Genomic DNA, 25,621 nt, shown 5'->3' with positions numbered 1-25,621 from the left:
CTATTTACATACATTTTGATAGTATTTCCAATAATTATAAGATAATGCAAGAAATTACTCATTTTTGTAAATTTAATAAAAAATTTATAAAAATATAAATTTATATGTTTAATTAAGATAATTTTTCCAATAATTGAGATGTTTTTTTCATTCTATAGTATATTATTCAAGTAGAACTATAATATTTAGGAGGTATTTATATTATGAAAATATGTAAAAAATTATTAACTATGGGAATTTCATTCTTGCTAGTAATTTCTGCTTTTCCAATAGTATCAAATGCACTAAGTTCGATTGATAGTATAAATGGTAAAGATAAGTATGAAACTTCAGCTATTATTGCAGATAGGCAGAATTATACTAAAGCTATCCTTATCAATGTGGATAGTAGTTTAGCAGATGGATTATCAGCAAGTGGATTGGCTGGAGTTGAAAACGCACCAATATTATTGACTAAGAAAGATGAGATACCAGACTCAACATTAAAAAGATTTAATAATGTTAAAAAAGTGTACATAATAGGAGGAAATAATTCTATAGGAAGCAAAGTAGAGAATTTATTAAAGGAAAAAAATATTGACGTTGAAAGAATTGAAGGAAAAGATAGACTTAGTACAAGTTATAAGGTAAGTGACAAGATTTTAGAATTAAAAGGTACTTCAGGTAATGTACTGGTAGCAAATGGGTTTAAAGGTGAAGCAGATGCCATAAGTGCAGCTTCAGTTGCATTTAAAAATGAGATACCTGTATTACTTACTAATGGTTCAGATATGCCTGAGTTTAAAATTAAAGGAGATAAAATATTTGCATTTGGTTCAACAAATACTATGAGTAATCAACTTGTAGAAAAATTAGGAGCAACTAGATTAGGTGGAATTGATAGATATGAGACTAATAAAAAGATAGTTCAACAGTTTTATGGTGGTGCTAAAGAATTTTATGTAGCTAGTGGAAGTGACCTAGTTTATCCGTTAATTGGCTCAACTCTAGCTGAAAGTAAACCAATTGTATTAGTTGGAAATGGAAGTAACAAAAGTATACTTAAAGGTGCTACTAAAATAACATCAATAGGAAATATTGATGCTTCTATAATAACACAATGTTTGAATGTAACTAATAATGTAGGTGACACTAATACAGGCGTAGTCAAAAACAATACAAACGAGGAATATCCTCTCAAAGGGATGCTAGTACAGCTTGGCCTTAACACAACTGGTAAAGCTGGGTGGGACATTAATTATGGTGGAAATGAAAATGGGAATGAACTTAGAGCAGATGGCAAATATTATTATATAAATAAAGGATATGCAGGATTAGGTGCATACGCTGCTGCATTTGCAGGTGAACCATACAAGAGTGTAATATTTAAAAATCTTGACCCTATAAAAATTATAGCAGGCAAAGAGTTGCTTACTTATGAGCAGACTAAAAATGAACTTGCAGTAATTAGAAATTTCCTAAATAGTTTCGATTGGAGAAATGCATCTGATATGGAAAAGGCGAATAGAGCTGCAAAACTGGTAATAGAGTCAAAATATGTGAGTGGTATAGCACATGATACAAATGTATATGGAAATCTTGTTGAAAAACGTGGTTCATGTGGAAGTTTTGCAAGTAGCTTTCATGTATTGACAAGGCTAATGGGAATGAATTCGATATATCAGGAAGATGGAGCCTTAAACCATGCTTGGAACTATGTGCAAATTGATGGTAAGTGGTATGAATTTGATGGTTCTGAAGTTGCATTATATAGAACTTCAGCAGAGTTTAATTCTTCTAGACTAGAAAATGCAACAAAAACTATGCCTAAGTACTATGATGCTAAGGCATTATTTGTATTAGGCTTCAACCAGTAAAACAAGAAAGGTTCTTTAGGGAGCCTTTTTTATGATTGAATATCCTTAAATTCTTCAAAAAGTTGGATAAACACTTTCAAAAATATATTTATCATTTAATTATTTATATTGAAAAAACATGTACATATATGATGGATTTTATAAATGTATTATTAATAATAAAATAAATATCGAAAAACTAACATGATTTTTAACGTTTTTACATTGAACAGTTGAATAGTCTAAAAAAATAGACTATAATATTTTTATAGATTAAAGAAAGGGATGATAAGATGGACGTAGTAAAATTGATTCTAAATCCTGCTAGACTTCGTATTTTACAGTATATTCGACTTCATGGCAGTGTTCGTACATCTGATATAGTGAAGTATTTGAATGATATTCCTCGCGCAACGGTTTATCATCATGTCAAAATTTTAGAAGAGAATAATATGATTGAAGTAGTCAAAGAAAATCGTGTGCGTGGTACGATTGAAAAGGTTTATGCACTAAAGGAAGATGAAGTGCCAATGGAAGGTGAGGCATTTGTTGCACTTTCTACAGCATTTCATATAGGGTTAATGCAGGAAATGAATGAGTATTTTAGCAGGAAAAATCAAGAGCATAAAAAAGATAATGTACTTTTTACTTCAGCATTGTTATATATGACTGATAATGAATATAAAGATCTTCTTCAAAATATAGCTAATTTATTGAAACCATATGTAGATCAAAAACCTAAATCGAATCTAAAGCTTCGAAAACTCTCAATTATATCTTCTCCACCTGTAGTGGATGATGACAAGAAGAAATAACATTCATTTTATTTTTATAGGGAGAGGTGACATATGAAATTTCATGAATTTGGAAATAAAAAAAGTCCACATATAATGTTGATTCATGGAGGTGGGAACGCATGGTGGAACTATTTACGACAAGCACAGGTTTTGTCTGAAAACTATTATGTAATACTTCCTACATTGGATGGTCATGGAGAAGAATATGAGAATACATATATTTCCACAGAGGATACAGCAGACAAGTTAGTAGAATATATAGATAAAGAATGTGGTGGTCATATTTTTGCTTTGTGTGGTGTGTCACTTGGTGGTCAAATTGTGATGGAGCTTTTATCTCGAAAACCTGATATTACCCAAAAGGCAATTATTGATGGTAGTATATGCTACCCAAGACCTACTATGGCAAGGGTTTGTATTGCTGGTATTCGTTTTTGTGGAGGACTTCTATTTAGTGAGAAGGCCTGTCGTTTTCAAATTGCTATGATGCCAAAGCTATTACCTAAAAATATGCAGTACCCAGATGAAATCAAAGCATATTATATGCAGGATATGCCACATGTCAGAAAAGAAACATTATATAATATGTATCGTACTTATATGATGCAATATACACTTAAGGATAGCGTCAAAAAAACCACGGCACAAGTGATGTACTGGTATGGAGAAAAAGAAATGAAGTGTGTCAAAAACTCTGCGAAAATGTTTCAGTCTTATGTGGCCTCATGTAGGATTTATGAAGCTAAAGATTATAATCATGGTTATCTCTCTCTTTATCTTCCAAATGAGTGGCTAGCAATTGCTGAACCATTCTTTCAACAGAAATAAATGAAGTGAAGAAGTCATTCTACTATGAACATAAAGTTTAGAAGATGCAACAAAGAACATGCCTATTTACTATTATGCTAAGACATTATCTGCATTAGGCTTCAACCAATAAAACAAGAAAGGTACTTTAGAGAGCATTTTTTTATGATTGCACATCTTTAAACCCTTCAAAAAGTTGAATAAACACTTTCAAAAATATGTTTATCATTTAATTGTTTTAGAGGAAATATATAATGAATGAAATCTTGGGAAGAAAGTGATAAATAGATTAAAAGGTAGCGCCTATGTAAATAGTTGCTACCTTTTTATATTTGTAAATAAATGATAGATAAGGAAGTTTACTGACCATTTACTGACCAAACTCGATTTTCTTACATTGAAAGCCTTAATTTTACTTGTTTTAAATAAATTTATAGTTTTTTGTTATAAAATACTAAATTTTGTTAACAATTATAATTAGCATTTAATTTATACTGGAGGTTTATATGATTAATGTAAGAACAGATTTAGCTTTAGAAGCTAGTGAAATGTGTGAAAAGTCTCAAGAAGGAAGTAGTATTCCTGGGGTAGAAATAGAAACTAAAGAATTAGAAAATTGTATTGTAACAAAAGTTGAAGTAATAGATGAACAAGGTTCAGAGATAATGAACAAAGATATAGGAAAATATATAACCCTAGAAAGTAATCTTATGAAGTTTGATGATGATGAGTCAAGAGAAGAAATGATAAGTTATTTAAAAGATGAATTGGTAGATGTGTTTGGACAAGACAAAAACAAAAAGACACTAGTAATTGGTCTTGGAAATAGAAATATTACTTCTGATGCATTGGGTCCAAAAAGTGTATCTAAAACACTGGTAACTAGACATCTCTTTAAAAATTATAACAAGGATTATGATGATGATTTTACTGAGGTATCAGCTTTAAGCCCAGGGGTTATGGGTGTTACTGGAATAGAAACTAGTGAAGTAGTGAAGTCATTAGTTGAGAAAGTGAAGCCAGATAGAGTAGTAGCAATAGATGCACTAGCATCAAGAAAAATGGAAAGAGTAAACTCTACTATACAAATATCAACAGCAGGAATATCACCTGGTGGAGGTGTTGGCAATACAAGAAAATCTCTCACTAAAGAAACTTTAGGAGTGGATGTTATTGCAATAGGAGTTCCAACTGTGGTTGACGCAGCAACTCTTACTATAGATGTTTTGGATATGGCAATAGATAATTTAATATCTCAGTCAGAAGAAACAGAAAGTTTTTATAATATGTTGAAAAAACTTAAAGAAGAAGAAAAATATCATCTAATAAAAGATTCTTTAGACCCATATGATAAGAATTTAATCGTAACACCAAAAGATATAGATGATACAATTGAAAATCTATCTATAATAATAAGCGAAGGTCTAAATAGGTCTTTACATCCAGGTAGATTGTAAAATAAGGAGGAGCAAATATGTTTAAAAAATGCATTAAAGTAGTAACCTTGACTTTTATATTAGCATGCATTTTACCAGGAAAATCATTGGCTTTAAATCAAGATGACTTTTTGAAGTTTTTAGTAAATTCATCTTATCCAGAAGCTAAAGTCGAAGGAAATAATACAGAAAATAAAAAGAGTGATAAAAATAAAGAAACAAGTAAAGAAAGTAAAGATGAAAATAAAAAGTCTGAGGATGTAAGTAAAGCTGACAATAAGAAAGAAAGTGAAAAAGAATATATAAAACTTTATGTTGGTAAAGAAAATGTTCCAGACATTGAGTCAAAAAACTCGGATACAACTGAAACTAGTACTGCATCTAGTGAAGATTATAAAGATGATTTAAGAGTGACTAAGGAAAATCCAAGAATTTTGATATATCATACTCATGGATGTGAAACTTATTCAAATTCACCTGCTGGAAATTATCATTCAAGAGATAAGAAAAATTCAGTAATGGAAGTAGGAAATGCATTAACTAGTGCTTTAGACAGTAAGGGATGGGGTGTAGTCCATACTACTAAATACCATGACTATCCATCTTATAATAACTCTTATGCAAGTAGTTTAAAAACAATAAAAAGTATACTCCCTAAATATAATACAGTGGACATAGCAATAGATTTACATAGGGATGCTAGGGATTTAACTAATCCAGCCACTAAAGAAAAAGACCATTTGAAATATACAACTATGATAAATGGAGAGAGAGTATCTAAATTCTTCTTTGTTGTAGGAGGAAAAAATGAAAATAAAGCACAACTTAGAGCTTTAGCGGATGATATAACTGCTTTTGCTGAAAAGAAATATCCAGGCTTGGTGTCTCCAATAGTAGAAAAAGATTATGCTAGATTTAATCAATTTGCAGTTAAAAATCACATGTTAATAGAAATTGGAAATAATGCAACAAGTATAGAAGAATCTAAGGCTACTACAAAGTATCTTGCTGAAATTTTAGATGAATATTTTAAACAAAAAAATTAGATTGTTTAGTGTAATTAGGAGCATGTTGAATGAGCCGATTAGAAAGAAATATAGAAGGTAAAAGTAAACAAAGAAAATATAAGTATATTATGAGAATTATATTTTTAGTTATTATGATTATAGGTACATCAGTTTGTGTATTTATAGTTGACAGTAATGCTAAAAGTATGTTGGGAATAAAACAACATAATTATTTCTCAAGTATTAAATTTGATATTACAAAGCTTGATATCCCAAAGATTGATATACACAAAATCGTTGAAAAATTTAATAAGTAGTAAATAAGTGAATAAGGTTTATTGATTAAAATAAGCCTTATTTTAGTTATGTATCTTTAATTGTATAAAATAAAAATACATTAACTATCTTTTATAGGATTTACTTTAAGTTTATGATATTATATAATATTTAGTGTTAGGCTTGATAATCCACATATAATGTGGATAATTTTGTTTAATGCCAATTAGTTTATATTCAAAAATTTAAAATTTGATATATAAAAAGTTTTTATATAATATAAAATGATAACTATAAGAATAATCAAGAGGAGGGAATTTAAGGTGGACAATAAACAAAGTAGAACTAGAAATTTTAGTATAATTGCACATATAGACCATGGAAAGTCTACCTTAGCTGATAGATTAATACAACAAACGGGGCTTGTCAGTGAAAGAGACATGAAGAGTCAATTACTTGATAACATGGATCTTGAAAGAGAAAGAGGAATCACTATAAAGCTCCAAAATATAAGATTAATGTATAAGGCGAAGGATGGAAATGAATATTATTTAAATCTTATAGATACACCAGGACATGTAGACTTCAATTACGAGGTATCAAGAAGTTTAGTTGCATGTGAGGGAGCATTATTGGTAGTTGATGCAGCACAAGGTGTTGAGGCACAGACTTTAGCTAATGTGTATCTTGCAATAGACCAAGATTTAGAAATATTACCAATAATAAATAAAATAGATTTACCAAGTGCAAGACCAGATGAAGTAAAACATGAAATTGAAGATATAATAGGGCTTGATGCAAGTGAAGCACCTCTTATTTCAGCTAAAACAGGTTTAAATATAGAAGATGTTTTAGAAGATATTGTAAAAAATGTTCCTGCGCCTAAAGGAGATAATGAAGCCCCATTAAAGGCGTTAATATTTGACTCTTATTACGATGCTTATAAAGGTGTTGTAGCCTATGTTAGAGTGTTTGAAGGAACTGTTAAAAAAGGTATGACAATAAAAATGATGAATACTAAGAAAAAGTTTGAAGTAACTGAAGTTGGTGTTATGGCTCCAGGGCAAACTGAACTTAGTGAATTATCAGCAGGTGATGTTGGTTATATTGCTGCTAGTATAAAAGATATAAGAAGTTGTCGTGTAGGGGATACAATAACAGATTCAAATAATCCTACAGAAGAACCTTTACCAGGATATAAAAAAGCTACTCCAATGGTATATTGTGGTATATATCCAGGAGAAGGTGAAAAGTATGAAAATGTAAGAGATGCTCTTGAAAAATTACAAGTAAATGATGCTGCTCTTGAATATGAGGCTGAAACTTCAGCAGCACTAGGGTTTGGGTTTAGATGTGGATTTTTAGGTCTTTTACATATGGAAATAATGCAAGAAAGACTTGAAAGAGAATTTAATCTTGATATAATCACTACAGCACCATCTGTTATATACAGAGTTACAAAAACTGATGGAGAAGTTGTAATGATACAAAATCCTGCAAATTTACCAGAAGTAGCTGAGATAAGAATGATAGAAGAACCTATAGTAAAAGGAGATATAATAGTCCCTAAAGATTATGTAGGTGTTGTTATGGAACTTTGCCAGGAAAGACGTGGAAATATGTTAAACATGGAATATATAGATGAGAGAAGAGTAATGCTTCATTACGACCTTCCTCTTAATGAAGTTGTTTATGATTTCTTTGATGCCTTAAAATCAAGAACTAGAGGATATGGCTCTCTTGATTATGAGATTAAGGGATATGTTGCATCTACTCTTGTAAAACTTGATGTTTTAATTAATAAAGAGCAAGTTGATGCACTTAGTTTTATTGTACATGAAACTCGTGCTTTCCCTAGAGGAAAGGCAATGTGTGAGAAATTAAAAGGAGAAATTCCAAGGCATCAATTTGCTATACCTATACAAGCTGCTGTTGGTAATAAAGTTATTGCAAGAGAGACAATAAGTGCTTTAAGAAAAGATGTACTTGCTAAATGTTATGGTGGAGATATATCTCGTAAGAAGAAACTTCTTGAAAAACAAAAAGAAGGTAAGAAGCGTATGAGACAAATTGGCTCTGTTGAAGTTCCTCAAAAAGCATTTATGTCTGTACTTAAGTTGGATGAATAATTTATTAAATTTTTATAAATTTAGATAAAAATACTTAAAAGCTAGAGTGATTTTAGAATTATTTCTAAATTAATCTAGTTTTTTTGTGGTATATTTTAATTAAACACATGGAGAATATAAGTAAGAGTATATTAAAGAAAAAATAAAAAAAGGTGATATTTATGACTAATATAGAAATTCCTAAAAAAGTGGATTATATAATTAAAGAATTAGAAAAAAATGGTTATGAGGCATATGTAGTTGGAGGATGTGTGAGGGATTGTTTATTAGAAAGAATTCCAAATGATTGGGATATAACAACTAGTGCAAGACCTGAAAAAGTAGTAGAGATATTTGGAAGAACTATTCCGACTGGTATACAACATGGTACTGTAACAGTCATGATTGAACATGAGCCATTTGAAGTGACAACATATAGAATAGATGGAAGCTATAGTGATGGTAGACATCCAGATTCAATAGAATTTACAAATGATATAGTTAAGGATTTGTCAAGAAGAGACTTTACTGTTAATGCAATTGCATACAATTCAAAGACTGGATTAGTTGACCCATTTAATGGCTGTGAGGATATACAAAATAAGTGTATTCGTTGCGTTGGAAATCCAATAGACAGATTTGAAGAAGATGCACTTAGAATGCTTAGAGCGATTAGGTTTTCTGCACAGCTTAATTTTAAAATAGCTGAAGGTACTAAACAAAGCATATACAAAAAAGCAGATTTAATAAAATGTGTGTCTATGGAAAGAATTCAAGTAGAATTCAATAAAATGCTAGTATCTGATTCATCTAAGTTAAATTTATTAATTTCAACAGGATTATTGAAATTTATAATTCCTGAAATATGTGATTTAGAAGATGTTATTCAACATAATCCATATCATATTTATAATGTTGGGAAACATACTTTGATAGCTACTGAAGTAATTGAAGATGAATTATATCTAAAGCTTACAATGTTATTTCATGATTTGGGTAAAAAAATTACTAAAACGACTGATAAAAATGGAATTGACCATTTCTATAGTCACAGTAGGGAGTCTGTTAAAATAGCAAAGCAAATTTTGAAGAGGCTTAAGTATGATAATTATACTATTAATAAAGTTTTAATATTAATACAATATCATGATTATAGAATAGAACCAAAAAGAAAAATTATTAAAAAATTATTAAATAAACTGGGAGACATTGAACTATTTGAAGATTTAATAAAAGTTAATTGGGCTGACACACTTGCTAAAAACCCAAAATATGCAAAACAGAAAATATTAAACCTTATTGAGAGTGAAAAGGAATTTAAACATATAATAAGTCAAAATGAATGCTTTCATATTAAAGACTTAGCTATTAATGGAAACGATTTAATGTCTATAGGTGTTAAACCAGGTAAAGATATAGGGTATCTATTAAATAAGATGCTGGAAATTGTTATCAATAATCCAGAATTAAATGAAAAAGAAATTTTAAAAGAAAGAGTATTAGATATATACACATTTTAAGCTAAAAGATTAAACTTTAATTTAATTAATTTAAGATAGAAAATATAATTCACATTTAAAAAATAGACAATCTTTAAAGATTGAGATTATAAAGATTTATATTCTATAATTTTAATGTATAGAAAATTAATATAAAACTAGTAAGTTAATATAAAATTAGTAAATTAATATAAAAAAAAACTTTGGGAATACTAAAACCATAAATTTATAAAATTAATATTTTATGCACTTATAAAACAGTGAGGAGGGACATCATGCGTACTCAACTACAAAAGACTATTGGTCTTTCAGCAGCTCTTTCTACTGTTGTAGGTATGGTTATAGGTTCGGGAGTTTTTTTTAAGCCACAGGCAATATATACTACAACTAATGGAGCTCCAGGTCTAGGTATTATAGCATGGCTTTTAGGTGGATTTATAACAATAACTGCTGGACTTACAGCTACAGAAATATCAGCAGCTATCCCAAAAACTGGCGGTATGATGATTTATATTGAAGAGATATATGGAGAAAAACTAGGATTTTTAACTGGATGGATGCAAACTGTATTATTTTTTCCAGGCACATCAGCAGCATTAGGGGTAATATTTGCCCAACAAGCATCTGAACTTTTAAATATGAGTCCGAACAATATGTCAGTTGTGCTTCCAATAGCAATTGGAGTAATACTGTTTTTATCATTACTTAACATAATAGGTTCATCATTGGGAGGAAAAGTTCAGACCGTAGCTACTGTTGGAAAAATGATACCATTAGCTCTAATAATAATCTTTGGATTTATTAAAGGTCAAAGTAGTGAAGTATTAAATCCATTTGTAGGCGATGGAGTTAATGTATCAAGCGCACTTGGACAAGTATTAATAGCAACATTGTTTGCATATGATGGATGGATAAATGTTGGTGCTATCTCAGGCGAGATGAAATCGCCAGAAAAAGATTTACCAAGAGCAATAGTTGGTGGGTTATCATTAGTTATGACAGTCTATATTATAATAAATGTAGCATATCTTTGGGTTGTACCAGCAAGTGAATTAGCAACTGTTACTTCACCAGCAACATTAGTTGCAACAAAATTATTTGGAAATTTAGGTGGAAAAGTAATAACTGTGGGTATATTAATATCAGTGTTTGGTACATTAAATGGATATTTATTAACAGGGTCAAGAATACCATATACATTAGCTGAAAGAGGAACTTTGCCAGCTTCTAAAGTTTTATTAAAAGTAAATTCTGGTGGGTCTCCTGTAAATTCAATACTGCTTATAACTGTATTAGCATGTATATATGCTCTATCTGGTCAATTTAATCTTTTGACAGACTTAACTATATTTTCAATATGGGTATTTTACGTATTGACTTTTGTTGGGGTTATAAGGCTTAGAAGAGAACAACCAGATTTACACAGACCATATAAAGTTCCTTTATATCCAATAATACCAATTATAGCTATATTAGGTGGGTTATTTGTAATAATAAATCAAATATTGACTTCAACAGCAATATCCTTAGGTGGTATATTTATAACCCTACTTGGATTACCAGTTTATTATTATATGAAGAAAGGATAGTCATTTGTTTTAATTTAAAAAATTTGGATACAAGTAAAAATCTACTTTTATCCAAATTTTTTATGATATTACATAGTGAAGATGTTTTATATGTAGCTTGATGAGTTATTTTGTTTGATTTATAATTTAATAACTGATGCTTTAAGATAATTTTAAGAAATGAGGAATATAAAATGTTAGGACTTTATATACATATCCCATTTTGTGTGAAAAAATGTAAGTATTGTGACTTTAATTCTTATAAAATGGACCTAGATTCAAAAAAAAGATATATAGAAGATTTGAAAATAGAAATGGAGTTATACAGCAATAAATTAAATAGAGATGATAAATACAAAAATAAAGAAGATTTCAATTTAGACAAAAACAATATAATAACAAGTATATTTATAGGAGGAGGAACACCTAGTATTTTGACATCTGAAGAAATAAGAGAAGTATTTGTAAGTATAAAAGAAAAATTCAATATAGATAAAAATGCAGAAATAACTATAGAATGTAATCCTGGTACACTTACACTAGAAAAATTAGGAACTATGAAAGAAGTTGGTATCAATAGACTTAGCATAGGGTTACAAGCTGTCCAAGAAAAGCATTTGAACTTTATAGGAAGAATACATAGTTATAAAGAATTTGAGAAAAACTATATGGATGCACTGAGTGTAGGATTTAAAAATATTAATGTAGATTTAATGTATAGTCTTCCTAATCAGACACTATGTGATTGGAAGGAAACTCTTGAAAAAGTTACAGATTTAAATCCAACACATATATCAGCATATTCTCTTATATTAGAAGAAGGTACTGAACTGTATAATATGTATGAAAATAATCAATTTGACCTTATAGATGAAAATATAGACATAGAAATGTATGAGTATACAATAAACTATTTAAAATCAAAAGGATACAACCAATATGAAATATCAAATTACTCACAAGAAGGCTATAATTGTAAACATAATATTTTATATTGGGAATGTGAACATTATATAGGTCTTGGAGCAGGAGCTTCTGGTTATATTGATAATAATAGATATAATAATTTAGAATCTTTAGAGGATTATCATTTAAGTCTGATTAAAAGAGAGAAGCCAACACAAGATAGTGAAAAACTTTCTATAAAAGATATGATAGAAGAAAAAATATTTATGGGTCTTAGAATGAATAAGGGAATAAAATTTAAAGATTTTGAAAAAAAATTTGGAATAGATTTTAGAGAAAAATACAGTAAGCAGATAGAAATGTTACTAGCTAGAAACCTTATAAACCAAAGCTTTGAGGGCATACAATTAACTCAAAAGGGAAGAGAAATATCTAATAGTATATTTATAGAATTTATGGAATGATTTTTAAGGTGTTGACAAAATAAATTTATAATGGTATATAATATATATAATCTTTTTAGCACTCGAACTTAGTGAGTGCTAACAGCTAGGAGGTATAATAATATGGAATTAAATGAAAGAAAATTAAATATCCTCAAAGCTATAGTTAAAGATTATATAGAAACAGCTGAAGCTATAGGTTCTAGAACAATATCTAAAAGGCATGATTTAGGTGTTAGTGCTGCCACCATAAGAAATGAAATGGCTGACCTTGAAGAATTAGGATATTTAATTCAGCCACATACTTCTGCGGGTAGAGTTCCATCTGAAAAAGGCTATAAGTTATATGTAAACTCTCTTATGAGTAAAAGTGAATTGGATGATAATGATAAGATTCTTATTGAACAATGTATGAATCATAACATAAATCATATAAAAGAATTAATTCATGAAACGTCTAAGCTATTATCTCAATTAACTAACTACACAACTGTAGCAGTTACTAAGAGTTTGATAAATCAAAGCGTCATAAAGCATATACAGTTAGTTGCTATGAATGACAATAATATTTTACTTATAGTTGTAACAGATAAAGGGGACTTAAAAAAAGCTAACCTTACAACTAATGTATATTTAGATCAATCTAAGTTAAATTTGATTTCTGATAATCTTACAAAGAAGCTCTCAGGAAAAAGTATAACAGATTTAGATGATAATCTGATTGCTTTTATTAAATATGAAATAAGTGAGTATTCAGGGTTTATAGATGAACTTTTAAATGCCCTAAATTCAAATATGGAAGAAGAAGATTTTTCTCTATCATTAAATGGAGCCACTAATATATTTAGTTATCCAGAATTCAATGATGTGTTAAAAGCAAAGTCATTTTTAAATATGTTAGAAAGAAAGGAAACAATAGCTGACATAATTAAATCAAAGGGAATACAAAAAGAAAATCTAAATATAATAATTGGTAGTGATAATGATTGTAAATTGGCACAGGATTGTAGTATAGTTACAGCAACTTATAATGTAGACAGAGACTTAGTTGGGCGAATAAGCTTCATAGGACCTACAAGAATGGATTACGCTAGAATTTACTCTATAATAAATTATATGAGTTTATTAATTAATAGAAAGTAAAGAAATTTTAAATTGAGGGGTGTAAAGTCTTGGATAAAAAAAATGAGCAACAAGAAGTAAAAGAAGAAAATGATACTTCTATTAACCAAGAATCTGAAACTCAAGTAGAGTTAGAAGATGAAGTTGTTAATGAAGAATGTGAAGAGTCAAGCGAAAAAACTGATGAAGAAAAAGCTGATGATGAAAATGTAACAGATATAAATTCTAAATTAGCAGAAAAAAAATTAAAAGATGAAGTAGATGAATTAAATGACAAATATCAAAGACTTCAAGCCGAATATGCAAACTATAGAAGAAGAACTCAACAAGAAAAAGAAACAATTGGTGTGTTTGCAAATGAGAAAATAATAACTGAGTTAATACCAGTTATAGATAGTATGGAAAGAGCCTTAGATGCATGTGAAGATAAGGAAGATACTATGTATAAGGGTATAAGCCTTGTACATAAGCAATTAATAGATACTCTAGTAAAATTTGGAGTAGAAGAAATAGAAGCAGAATCTAAGGAATTTGACCCAAACTTACATCTAGCAGTTATGCAAGAGAGTGTAGATGGAGTAGAAGCAAATCAAATAGTGATGGTACTTCAAAAAGGATATAAGCTAGGAACTAAAGTTATAAGACCTTCAATGGTTAAAGTTTCTTGCTAAGTATATAAATTAAGGTTAAAATATTTAGCCTAATATAAAATACACAAATAAGTAAAATTTAATTATACAATTACTCAAGGAGGATTTTTAGTCATGGGAAAAATAATAGGAATAGATTTAGGAACAACAAATTCATGTGTTGCAGTATTAGAAGGTGGAGAAGCACAAATAATAGCAAATAATGAAGGTATGAGAACTACTCCATCAGTAGTGGCATTTACAAAAGATGGTGAAAGAATAGTTGGAGAACCTGCAAAAAGACAAGCAGTTACAAATGCAGATAAAACAATAACTTCAATAAAAACTCACATGGGAACTGATTACAAAGTAAATATAGATGGAAAATCATATACTCCACAAGAAATATCAGCAATAATATTACAAAAATTAAAATCAGATGCAGAAAGTTACTTAGGACAAACAGTAACAGAAGCAGTTATAACAGTTCCAGCGTACTTTACAGATGCTCAAAGACAAGCTACTAAAGATGCTGGTAGAATAGCAGGGTTAGATGTTAAGAGAATAATAAACGAGCCAACAGCAGCTGCACTTGCTTATGGTATGGACAAATTAGACCAAGAAAAGAAAATATTAGTATTTGACTTAGGTGGAGGAACTTTTGACGTATCTATACTTGAAATAGGTGATGGTACTTTTGAAGTTTTAGCTACAGCTGGTAACAATAGATTAGGTGGAGATGACTTTGACCAAATAGTAATAGACTATTTAGCAGATGAATTCAAAAAGGCTGAAGGTGTAGATTTAAGAAATGATAAGATGGCTCTTCAAAGATTAAAAGAAGCAGCAGAAAAGGCTAAGAAAGAATTATCATCAACAATGAATTCAAACATAAACTTACCTTTCATAACTGCTACAGCAGAAGGTCCAAAACATTTAAATATAGATTTATCAAGAGCTAAATTTGAAGAATTAACTAGAGGTCTAGTTGAAAAAACTATGGAACCAACTAAGAGAGCTTTACAAGATGCAGGACTTTCTACAAGTGAAATAGATGATGTATTATTAGTTGGAGGTTCTACAAGAATACCAGCAGTTCAAGATGCTGTTAAGAAATTTATAGGAAAAGATCCTCATAAAGGTATAAACCCAGATGAATGTGTTGCGGCAGGAGCTTCTATACAAGCAGGAGTTTTAGCAGGAGATGTTAAAGACTTATTATTACTAGACGTTACTCCATTATCTCTTGGTATAGAAACTATGGGTAATGTAATGACTAAGATAATAGAAAGAAACACTACAATACCAACTAAGAAATCTCAAGTATTCTCAACTGCTGCTGATAACCAAACAGCTGTTGACATACATGTTCTTCAAGGTGAAAGAAGTATGGCTTATGACAATACAACTTTAGGAAGATTCCAATTAACTGATATACCACCAGCACAAAGAGGAATACCTCAAATAGAAGTTACATTTGATATAGATGCAAATGGTATAGTTAATGTTTCAGCTAAAGATTTAGGTACAGGAAAAGAACAAAAAATAACTATAACATCAAACACTAATTTATCAGAAGCAGATATAGAACAAAAAATAAAAGAAGCTGAAATGAATGCAGAAGCTGACAAACAAAAGAAAGAGAAAATAGAAGCATTTAACCAAGCTGAATCTACTATATATCAAACTGAAAAAACTTTAAATGAACTTGGAGATAAAATAAGTGCAAGTGATAAAGAAGATATAGAAAAAGCAATAGCAGACTTAAAAGTTGTAAAAGACAATCAAGATGCTACAGCAGAAGAGCTTAAGAAAGCTACAGAAGAAGTAATGACTAAGTTCCAAAAAGTATCTCAAGAAATGTACCAAAATGCAGCACAAGAACAGCAAGCAGCCCAAGGTGCAGAGCAAGCTCAAGATAATGGACCTAAAGATGACAATGTAGTAGATGCTGACTTTAAAGAAGTAGATGAAGATAAATAAGCTATATAATATAACATCAAATGATAATTGAAGAATAGATTATTTATGAAAATCATATAGATATTAAAGATATATGGACAATATACATCATAAAGAATATAATATATCATAGATTATATAACTTAAAGTAGAATATAAGAATTAATGATAGCTTGTAGTTTATTATTCTACAAGCTATCATTTTGTAAAATGAAGGTGGTGTCAATTTTTGAGTACAAAAAGGGATTATTATGAAGTCTTAGGTATCAGTAAAGGTGCAGAAGCTCAAGAGATAAAAAAAGCTTACAGAAAGTTAGCAATGAAGTACCATCCAGATAGAAACCCTGGTGATGAAGAGGCTGAGGAAAAGTTTAAAGAAATAAATGAAGCTTATGAAGTACTTTCAGATGATACAAAGAGAAAGACTTATGACCAATTTGGACATGATGGGCTAAATGGTCAAGGAGGCTTTGGAGGCCAAGGTGGATTTAATGGCCAAGGCTTTGGTGGATTTGAAGATATGTTTGGAGATATATTTGGCGACATGTTCGGAGGGGGCTTCGGAGGTGGAAGACAAAGAAGAAGAGGTCCTCAACGTGGTGCAGATATAAGACAAAATGTTACTATATCTTTTGAAGAAGCTGCATTTGGTAAAAAAATGTCTATAAAGTTGAATAGAAGTGAAGAATGTGATGAGTGTGATGGAACTGGAGCAAAACCAGGAACATCAAAGAAAACTTGTTCAACTTGTAATGGAACTGGTCAAGTTAGAACTGTTCAAAGAACTCCATTTGGAAATATAGCAAGCTCAAGACCTTGTAGTACTTGTAATGGGACTGGAGAAGTAATTGAATCTCCTTGTAGCAAATGTCATGGAACTGGAAATACAAGAAAAGTTAAGACTATAGAAGTAGATATACCTGCAGGTATAGATGATGGTCAAATGATAAAACTTGCTGGTCAAGGTGAAGTAGGAGAAAAAGGTGCTCCAAGAGGAGATTTATACATTGTAGTTAATGTAAAATCTCATCCACTGTTTACTAGAGATGGAAATGATATTTACTTTGAGATGCCAATTACATTTGTTCAAGCAACTTTAGGTGATGAGATAGAAGTACCTACTTTGGATGGAAAAGTTAAGTATAGTGTGCCAGAAGGAACACAAACTGGAACTGTATTTAGACTTAAAGAAAAAGGAATTCCTAGAATTAGAGGTAATTCAAGAGGAGACCAATATGTTAAAGTTGTAGTCGAGATTCCTAAAAAATTAAATGATAAGCAAAAAGATCTATTAAGAGAATTTGCGAAGGAGTGCGGGTCGAACGTCCACGAAAAGAAAAAAACATTCGGACAGAAAATAGAAGATATGTTTAAGAAAAAGTAGTTAAAATAGCCAATATAATGTAATCATATTCTTTAGAATCTAAATTATTTAGTTATAAGATTTTGAATTAATATAATATGATTTTTATATTGGCTATTTTTAATTTTGAGTATGTAAAATATGTATAAATAATTTCTTTATAATACTCACCATTATAATGTAGTTGATGACAAAAATACTTATATTCTTTAACATGAGCTTTGTGACAGGTATTAACTATATAACTTTTTTTTATAAAATAATTGTTTTGACCAAATGTACATTTTAGACGACCAGTTACGCATAAATTGTTGAATATTCTTTTAAATATCTATATAATTTATAGTATAATTTATCAGAAAATTTAGAAAAAAAGATATAAAAAGAAAATCTAATGAAATTATAGGCGGTGTTAATCATATGGAAAGTAATAATAAAGGTGTGTTTAACAATGGAACAATTTCTATAGGTGAAGTATCTATGCCTAAAGGTGGTGGCGCAATAAAAGGTATGGGTGAGACTTTTAGTTCAAATCCATTTACAGGAGTTGGAAATTTTTCTATACCAATAAAAACTTCAAAAGGTCGAGGTTTTGAACCAGATATTTCTTTAAATTATAACTCTGGTGCTGGGAATGGTCCATTTGGATTAGGATTTTCTATTTCATTGCCTTATATATCTAGAAATACGGAGAAGGGTGTGCCTACATATGAGGATATTTTGGACAAGTTTATATTATCTAATTCATCAGAACTTGTAAAAACATGTGATAATAGAAAACAAATGAAGAAATCAAAAAATTTAAATTCCTCATGGGAAGTGACTTCATATTTACCTAGAGTAGAAGGAGACTTTTCAAGAATAGAATATTGGAAGAGTAAAGAGAGTTCTTATTGGAAAATTACTACAAAAGATAACATTACATCAATCTATGGCAAGTCTTTAAATTCAAAAGTTGCAAATCCAAACAATGATAGTCAAATATTTATGTGGCTTATTGAAGAAAGTTTTGATTCAAAAGGAAATAAAATTGAGTATATTTATAAACAAGAAAATAATGAAAATATAATAGATAAATCTAATTATGTAGATAGAAGATTTGATTCATATAAATATATACATAAAATAAGATATGGGAACTATTTTGATAAACAAAAAAAAGAAAAATGGGCCTTTGAAGTGCTCTTTGATTATGGTGAATATGAATTAGAAGATACTTTATTAAAAACGAGTCAGTCGAATCCATATGTATATACAAATATGTGGAAAGTGAGAAAAGATTCTTTTTCGTCATATAGAAGTGGATTTGAAATAAGAATTTCTAGGCTTTGTAGAAATATATTAATGTTTCATAAATTTGAAAATGAACTTGGAGAGATACCATGCCTTGTAAATGTAACTAATTTAAAATATGAAGAAACACTGCAAATGTCTATGCTATCAGAAGTTCAACTGAAAGGATACAGAAGGAATAAAGATAATAGTTATTTTTTAAAATCTATGCCTCCAATAAAGTTAGGATATTCTAGTTTTAATCCAAATAATAAAAAATTCAATTTATTAAAAACAAAAGATGATTCTAATTTACAAGGATATTTACAAAAAACTGAGTTTAATTTTATAGATATTTATGGTGATGGTTTACCGGGAATTTTAATGAGCAATGAAGAGTCTACATTTTTTTGGAGAGCAGAAGGAGATGGAAAATATGGCTTTTTAGAAAAACCAATTAAGTTTCCTATTGAAAAAGATTTAACTTCCTCTAATTATTTTTTAATGAGTCTTGAAGGTAATGGCAAATTGAACTTTATTGTTTCAAAAACAGAAAGAGCAGGATTTTATGAGTGTGAAAGTAATGGAGATTGGAAACAATATATGGATTTTGAATATTTTCCTATGGAATTTACAAGAAGCAGTAGAAAAGAAATGGTTGATATAAATGGAAGAGGACTAATAGATATTGCTATATTTGGAGATGATTACCTAAATGTGTATTCATCTATTAAAAAAAGTGGTTTTAGTAGAGCAAATAGAATTGATTTTGGAAATAGAATAAGTTCAGGAGAATTTCCATATAAGAATAGTGAAAACATAAATGAATTTATTGGATTTGGTAATGTATTTGGAGACGGTCTTTCTCATAGAATTAGAGTCCGAAATGGATGTTTTGAATGTTGGCCAAATTGTGGTCATGGTAATTTTGGAGAAAAAATATTGTTGAGAAATGCACCAAAGTTTGATGAAGATTTGGATATATCAAGAATTCATTTTGCAGATATTGATGGTTCGGGAACTATGGATATATGTTATGTATATTTAGATAGAGTAGATATATATCTAAATTTAAGTGGTAATAGATTTAGTGATGCAATATCAATACCATTACCAGAGAATTACTCAAAGTTTGACCAAATAAACTTTGAAGATGTAAATGGAAATGGAGCTTCTTGTATGATATTTACAAAGGTAGGAGAAATAATAAAGCACTATGTTTATGATTTTACAAATAACTCAAAGCCATATTTATTAACTAATATAGATAATTCTTTAGGTATGTTGACAAATATAACTTATTCTAGTTCTGTAAAGTTTTATCTTGAAGATAGGGTTTTAGGTAAAGAATGGCAGACAAAGTTACCATTTCCACTACATGTAGTGGAAAAGATAGAGTTTATTGATGAGATTTCAGAATCTAAATTTACAGAATATTACAAATATCATTCTGGTTATTATGATTATGTGGAACGAAAGTTTAGAGGATTTGGGTTTGTTGAAAATTGGAACTCAGAAAAGATTAATTCAAGTCTAGAAAATCCACTCATAGTACCTACTACTTATATAAAAAAATGGTATCATACAGGGTGTTGTGCTCAATTAGAAAATATATCTAAACTTAATGAAGAAGAATTTTTTTCTGAAGATTTGGATGCCTATGTACTACCAGATATTATATTAGATAGTTCTATTGACAAAAAAGATTCAGAAGAACTGAGAGAGGCATATATCTCTTTAGCTGGAAAAATTTTGCGTGAAGAAACTTATGGATTAGATAGTGATATAGAAACTTTAGATATACCATATACTGTGTCTGAAACTAACTTTAAGATAGTAAAGCTTCAAGATAAAATAGAAAATAATTTTGGTGTGTTTTATTCTCATCCAACTGAGTGTATAACATACAATTATGAAAGATTAGTAAAAGACCCACGCATAGCACACAAATTTATATTAGATGTAGATAAGTTTGGTAATATAGAAAAATCTTGTGAAGTATATTACCCAAGAAGGTTTAAAATAATAAACCAAAATAGTGTTTATAGTAAACAATACAACCTTAATATAACAGCAGAATGTACAAAATTTATAAATGAAACTGAAGATTTTAATTTAATTGGAATTGCATATGAACATAGTTTATTTGAGATAGGAGAAGTATCATTAAATGGAAAAATCTATTTTTCATATGATGAAATCAAAACAATGACAAATGAATCTTTTTGTAATGTAGTAAATTACAATGAAAGTTTCAAAAAAGGAAGAGTACAAGCTAGATGTATTTCTTGTGATAGAAAATATTTTTGGAATGAGCATCAGGATAATTTACTGGATTTAGGAAAGATAACTGATAAAGCGTTACTTCATCATCAGGAATTTGCTGTTATGCCAGAAACTTTAGTAAATGATATATTTGCGGATAGGGTAAATGATAATATATTAGTTCAAGATTGTGGTTATATCAAAAAAGAAAATTATTGGTGGAATAGAGGGCTTGTTCAAAGTTATTTTACTAGAGAAGAAAATGGATTTTTTATGCCTATATCAAATGAAAATTTATTTATAGAAAAAGATTCAAAATTATATTGTAAAAAATATATTGAGTATGATGAATATAGATTATTTCCAATTAAAATAGGAGAATATTTGTCTGAGCAAATATCAAATGAATCAGAGTTTATAATTGACTATATAACTACTTTACCAAAACAATTGAAAGATATAAATGGTAATATATATCAAGTTATTTTTGATCCATTAGCAATGGTAATTGCAAAATCTAACTATGGTATTGTTGACGAAAGTTTTCAGGGAAACGGAGATTTAGATATATATAAATATTTAGAGAATGCTACGTTTAAAGATGTTATAAAAAATAATCAAAAATATTTACAAATGGCATCTGAATTTTTCTTTTATGATTTGTGGGAATGGAGTGATAATAAAAAACCAGCTTGTTTTATTCAACTTGTAAGAGAGAATTATTTAAGTGAGATTCAAACTAAGGAAGAAGATAAGGTTCAAATTAATATAGGTTTTTCAGATGGTTTTGGTAGAAATATAGAACAAAAAACTAAAGTTGATTCAGGAAAAGCAATCTTATATAACAAAGGAAATCTTATATATAACAAGTTAGGAGAAGTATCAACTGGGTATGTAGATGAATGTTGGCAAGTGTCTGGAAGAGTAGTGTACAACAATAAGGGAAAACCTATAAAGCAGTTTAAGCCATATTTTTCATCAACTTCTGAATATGAACAACAAAAATATCTAGATAATATATTAACTGCATCAGAAGTTATTTATTATGATTCAATTCTTAGGGTTGTGAAGATTGAAAAAGCTAAAGGTATACCATCAAAATGTTCTATAGTAAAGAATGTATTTACTAAAGTTAAGTATTCTCCATGGGAGGAAGTTCACTATGATGAAAATGACACCTTAATAGATTCAGATTATTTCAATGAATATATAAATAATTATCCTGAAAATCCTACTGTAGAACAAGGATATGAGAAAAAAGCACTTTTAAAAGCTAGTAAATTTTATAATACCCCTGAAAAAAAAGTATTTGATAATATAGGAAATCAATATCTATTTATAAGGGATAATCTAGGTGAAGTTTATAAGGATTCATTTAAAGAGATAGCTTGTAAAAGAGGTATAAGTGTAGATGATATATGGAATGAGCTTTTGGATAAGGAATATATAAAACCAAGCAAGATTCAAGAAAACAAAATTTTAAGTGGATGGGTATCTGAAAAATTTCAACCATATAGTAGTAATTTTAAATTAGAGATAGATGAGAAATATGAAAGTTGCAGTAATGAGTTAATAGATTTTATGAAAAAGAGTTGTCTAACAACGTTTAATGATATAGATGTAACTGGTAAGATTAAGCGTAGTGTAGATGCAAGATTGTATTATTCAAACATTAGTGAAAAAACAGATTTTTGTAATTTTAAGTATTTTTATGATATGAAAGGTAATGAAATTTATGTAGAAAGTGCAGATGCAGGTATAAAGTTAAACCTATTAAATATGTATAATAAGCCTGTACATTTATGGGACTTAAGAGGTTTTCATAAAAAAATACATTATGATAATCTACAAAGAATTAAAGAAATTTATGTTGATGGAAGATGTGAAAGTGGTCTAAACATAAATCAAACTGTAGAAAAGTATGTTTATGGAGAATTTTATAATCAAGATATTAAAAAGGTGAAAAGTAGAAACCTAATAGGCAAAATTTATAAACATTATGATAGCGCAGGTATAGCTATCTCAGATATTTATGATTTGAATGGTAAGGCTATTAGTGTTAGTAGACAGTTTGCTTCCGATTATAAGAATGAAATTAATTGGGATAAAATAAGTAGTGTTCAGCTTGAAGAAGAAGTATTTCATACTAAATATAAGTATGATGCACTTGAAAGATTAAAAATAGAAATTACACCAGATTTAAGTATCTATAAAGCCAAGTATAATCAATTAGGTCTATTAAATGGTGTAGATGTATTTTTATCTGAAGAAAACAAAGAATACAATTTTATAAAAGATATAGAGTACAATGCAAATAAGCAAAGAACTAAGATTTATATGAATAATGGTTTAATTACTCAGTATACTTACGATGATATAGATTATAGGTTGAGAGGAATTAAGTCCATAAGGACAATAAATAAAAATGAGGCAGATAAAGGTAATGAGATAAGCACATTTCAAGAGTTAAAATATATATTTGACCCATGTGGAAATGTTATGACTATAATAGATAGTTCTTTGGAAGCAATATTAAAAAGCAAAAAACAAATAAGTCCTGTAATGGAGTACACATACGATGCTATGTATCAATTAATTAATGCAACTGGGAGGAAACATTCAGGTGTTATTGCAGATAAATCAGGTTGTGGCTTTGGAAATTCAAAATACATTAAATTAGGAACATTACATATAAATGATAGTGAAAAAATTGAAAATTATAGAGAGATGTACGGATATGATGATTCAGAAAATTTAGTATCTATAAAGCATATATCAGATAGTTTAACATGGATTAAATCTATTGATATTGATAAAAAATCAAATCATTCTCGTGGCATTAAGTATGGAAATAAAGATGAATTATATTATGAAACTAATTTTGATGAAAATGGTAATATGAGAAACTTAGAAACTATTTCTCAAATTTGCTGGAATTACAAAAATAATATATCTCATGTAGATACTTTAACTAGAGAAAATGAAATATGTGATAGTGATTATTATATATATGATGCAAAGGGTCAACGTGTAAGAAAAGTTAGCGAAAGAAAGATAAATACAAATATTTTTGAGATAGAAGAAAAATTTTATATTGGTAACTTTGAAATTAAAAAGATAAAGAGGATAAATAATAAAAATGAAACTATAATTTTAAGTAGAAAATCTATAAAGGTAATGGATGATAAGAAATGTATATCAATGATCTATTTCTGGAATATTGATGAAAGACAACGAGAAACTAAAAATACTAATAAGTACTTTTTTAAATATCAGTTAGATAATAGTAATGGCTCATATTGTGTAGAGGTAAATGAAAATGCAGAACTAATAACTTATGAGGAATACTATCCATATGGTGGAACAGCTCTGATTTTAGGAGAAGATGATAGAGAAGTTAATCTAAAGGAATACAGGTATTCAGCAAAAGAGAGAGATTTATCGACAGGACTATATTATTATGGGGAAAGGTATTATGCGTCTCATATTGGCAGATGGGTTTCAGCTGACCCTGCTGGTAAAGTGAATGGTTTAAATTTATACACATTTACTATAAATAATCCTATTAAATATAGTGATGATTTTGGAATGGATATAGGTGATAATTTTACCTTTGAAAGAGAAGATTTACTGTATGGATTGCATGAATCAAGGTCTAAAGATATTTATATGAATGAAGTTAGAGCTGCTAATGGACGTAGCCCTTTAGGTGTAGGACCTATAGTAGTGGACAATATGAATAACTTATTTTTGGGAGTGCAAAGAGGTGAGACTTATGGTCAAGGTAAAGTAGCAATTAATGGAATGACTATAGGAACTCCTGTTGTATTTAGATTTAGGAATTTTCTAGAGCGCAATTTTTCAGGAAGTAAATTACCTAGAGATAATAGACCTACTTCAATAAAAAGAAGAATCATATCTGGGTGTAAAGCAGGAATGTTGTTTACTGCTGCATCAGGAAAAACTATAAGGTTTGTGTTAGATGGATTGAATATAAGAAGTGTATGCTACAATACTCATGAAGAAAGAAGCTATACAGAAAGAGAGCTTAGATTTATATATAAACGACGTAATGATGCAAATTTTATGCAACACATAAAATTTTATAAAGAAGGTAGAGAAGTTGAAGCTCCATGGATAAGTAATAGTAGGTGGTGGAACACTTGGTATGAAAGTAAAGTTGTTAAAGGATATGGAAAGATTTTAAGTACACTTGAAAAAGTAGGATATGCTGCCTCTGTAATATTAGTTCCATTCTTTCTTAACTTTGTTGCTACTAAGGTTGGTGATAAATTAAAAGCTTTAAGTGTATAATATAAATTTAGA

At 29.1% G+C, this 25,621-nt stretch carries 15 protein-coding genes; all 15 read left to right on the top strand.

What is annotated here, in order from left to right; all coding sequences use genetic code 11:
* The first annotated feature begins 203 nt into the window (after nt 1–203).
* Entirely contained in the window at nt 204–1,856 is a 1,653-nt protein-coding gene (locus tag KGF52_RS09710; protein WP_227840031.1) for a cell wall-binding repeat-containing protein, read from the top strand.
* 272 nt (nt 1,857–2,128) lie between these two features.
* A complete protein-coding gene (locus KGF52_RS09705; protein WP_227840030.1) occupies nt 2,129–2,650 on the top strand; it encodes a helix-turn-helix domain-containing protein in 522 nt (173 codons plus the stop codon).
* Between the two features lie 33 nt (nt 2,651–2,683).
* Nucleotides 2,684–3,460: an alpha/beta fold hydrolase gene (locus tag KGF52_RS09700; RefSeq protein ID WP_227840029.1), complete on the top strand. Its 777-nt coding sequence runs from the start codon at nt 2,684–2,686 to the stop codon at nt 3,458–3,460.
* Between the two features lie 485 nt (nt 3,461–3,945).
* Nucleotides 3,946–4,896 (top strand): GPR endopeptidase, encoded by a 951-nt coding sequence (gpr, locus tag KGF52_RS09695; RefSeq protein ID WP_227828199.1) that lies wholly within the window; start codon nt 3,946–3,948, stop codon nt 4,894–4,896.
* Between the two features lie 17 nt (nt 4,897–4,913).
* Entirely contained in the window at nt 4,914–5,921 is a 1,008-nt protein-coding gene (spoIIP, locus tag KGF52_RS09690) for a stage II sporulation protein P (protein ID WP_227840028.1), read from the top strand.
* 29 nt (nt 5,922–5,950) lie between these two features.
* Complete coding sequence (locus KGF52_RS09685; RefSeq protein WP_227840027.1) at nt 5,951–6,199, top strand: hypothetical protein; 249 nt, start codon at nt 5,951–5,953, stop codon at nt 6,197–6,199.
* A gap of 282 nt (nt 6,200–6,481) precedes the next feature.
* On the top strand, nt 6,482–8,287 hold the full coding sequence (lepA, locus tag KGF52_RS09680) for a translation elongation factor 4 (RefSeq protein ID WP_227482848.1): 1,806 nt from the start codon (nt 6,482–6,484) through the stop codon (nt 8,285–8,287).
* Nucleotides 8,288–8,448: 161 nt separating this feature from the next.
* Nucleotides 8,449–9,786 (top strand): CCA tRNA nucleotidyltransferase, encoded by a 1,338-nt coding sequence (locus KGF52_RS09675; RefSeq protein ID WP_227840026.1) that lies wholly within the window; start codon nt 8,449–8,451, stop codon nt 9,784–9,786.
* 254 nt (nt 9,787–10,040) lie between these two features.
* A complete protein-coding gene (locus tag KGF52_RS09670; protein WP_227840025.1) occupies nt 10,041–11,354 on the top strand; it encodes an amino acid permease in 1,314 nt (437 codons plus the stop codon).
* 173 nt (nt 11,355–11,527) lie between these two features.
* Nucleotides 11,528–12,703 carry a radical SAM family heme chaperone HemW gene (gene hemW, locus KGF52_RS09665; protein ID WP_227840024.1) on the top strand — a complete coding sequence of 392 codons (1,176 nt, stop codon included), beginning with the start codon at nt 11,528–11,530 and terminating at the stop codon, nt 12,701–12,703.
* Nucleotides 12,704–12,805: 102 nt separating this feature from the next.
* On the top strand, nt 12,806–13,825 hold the full coding sequence (hrcA, locus tag KGF52_RS09660) for a heat-inducible transcriptional repressor HrcA (protein WP_227828206.1): 1,020 nt from the start codon (nt 12,806–12,808) through the stop codon (nt 13,823–13,825).
* Nucleotides 13,826–13,854: 29 nt separating this feature from the next.
* On the top strand, nt 13,855–14,475 hold the full coding sequence (gene grpE, locus KGF52_RS09655) for a nucleotide exchange factor GrpE (protein ID WP_227432572.1): 621 nt from the start codon (nt 13,855–13,857) through the stop codon (nt 14,473–14,475).
* Between the two features lie 93 nt (nt 14,476–14,568).
* The gene (gene dnaK, locus KGF52_RS09650) at nt 14,569–16,416 is read left to right on the top strand and encodes a molecular chaperone DnaK (protein WP_227828207.1); all 1,848 of its coding nucleotides are present in this window, start codon (nt 14,569–14,571) and stop codon (nt 16,414–16,416) included.
* Between the two features lie 208 nt (nt 16,417–16,624).
* On the top strand, nt 16,625–17,779 hold the full coding sequence (gene dnaJ / locus KGF52_RS09645) for a molecular chaperone DnaJ (protein WP_227432574.1): 1,155 nt from the start codon (nt 16,625–16,627) through the stop codon (nt 17,777–17,779).
* 399 nt (nt 17,780–18,178) lie between these two features.
* Complete coding sequence (locus KGF52_RS09640) at nt 18,179–25,609, top strand: SpvB/TcaC N-terminal domain-containing protein (protein ID WP_227840023.1); 7,431 nt, start codon at nt 18,179–18,181, stop codon at nt 25,607–25,609.
* The last annotated feature ends 12 nt before the right edge of the window (nt 25,610–25,621 follow it).

The sequence above is a fragment of the Clostridioides sp. ZZV15-6597 genome (assembly GCF_020657815.1).
Classification (GTDB): Bacteria; Bacillota; Clostridia; order Peptostreptococcales; family Peptostreptococcaceae; genus Clostridioides.
This window is presented reverse-complemented; position numbering and strand designations above follow the sequence as displayed.

Coding starts and splice junctions, on each gene's coding strand:
- KGF52_RS09710 (WP_227840031.1), top strand. CDS start 204: ATGAAAATATGTAAAAAATTATTAACTATGGGAATTTCATTCTTGCTA.
- KGF52_RS09705 (WP_227840030.1), top strand. CDS start 2,129: ATGGACGTAGTAAAATTGATTCTAAATCCTGCTAGACTTCGTATTTTA.
- KGF52_RS09700 (WP_227840029.1), top strand. CDS start 2,684: ATGAAATTTCATGAATTTGGAAATAAAAAAAGTCCACATATAATGTTG.
- gpr (WP_227828199.1), top strand. CDS start 3,946: ATGATTAATGTAAGAACAGATTTAGCTTTAGAAGCTAGTGAAATGTGT.
- spoIIP (WP_227840028.1), top strand. CDS start 4,914: ATGTTTAAAAAATGCATTAAAGTAGTAACCTTGACTTTTATATTAGCA.
- KGF52_RS09685 (WP_227840027.1), top strand. CDS start 5,951: ATGAGCCGATTAGAAAGAAATATAGAAGGTAAAAGTAAACAAAGAAAA.
- KGF52_RS09675 (WP_227840026.1), top strand. CDS start 8,449: ATGACTAATATAGAAATTCCTAAAAAAGTGGATTATATAATTAAAGAA.
- KGF52_RS09670 (WP_227840025.1), top strand. CDS start 10,041: ATGCGTACTCAACTACAAAAGACTATTGGTCTTTCAGCAGCTCTTTCT.
- hemW (WP_227840024.1), top strand. CDS start 11,528: ATGTTAGGACTTTATATACATATCCCATTTTGTGTGAAAAAATGTAAG.
- hrcA (WP_227828206.1), top strand. CDS start 12,806: ATGGAATTAAATGAAAGAAAATTAAATATCCTCAAAGCTATAGTTAAA.
- dnaK (WP_227828207.1), top strand. CDS start 14,569: ATGGGAAAAATAATAGGAATAGATTTAGGAACAACAAATTCATGTGTT.
- KGF52_RS09640 (WP_227840023.1), top strand. CDS start 18,179: ATGGAAAGTAATAATAAAGGTGTGTTTAACAATGGAACAATTTCTATA.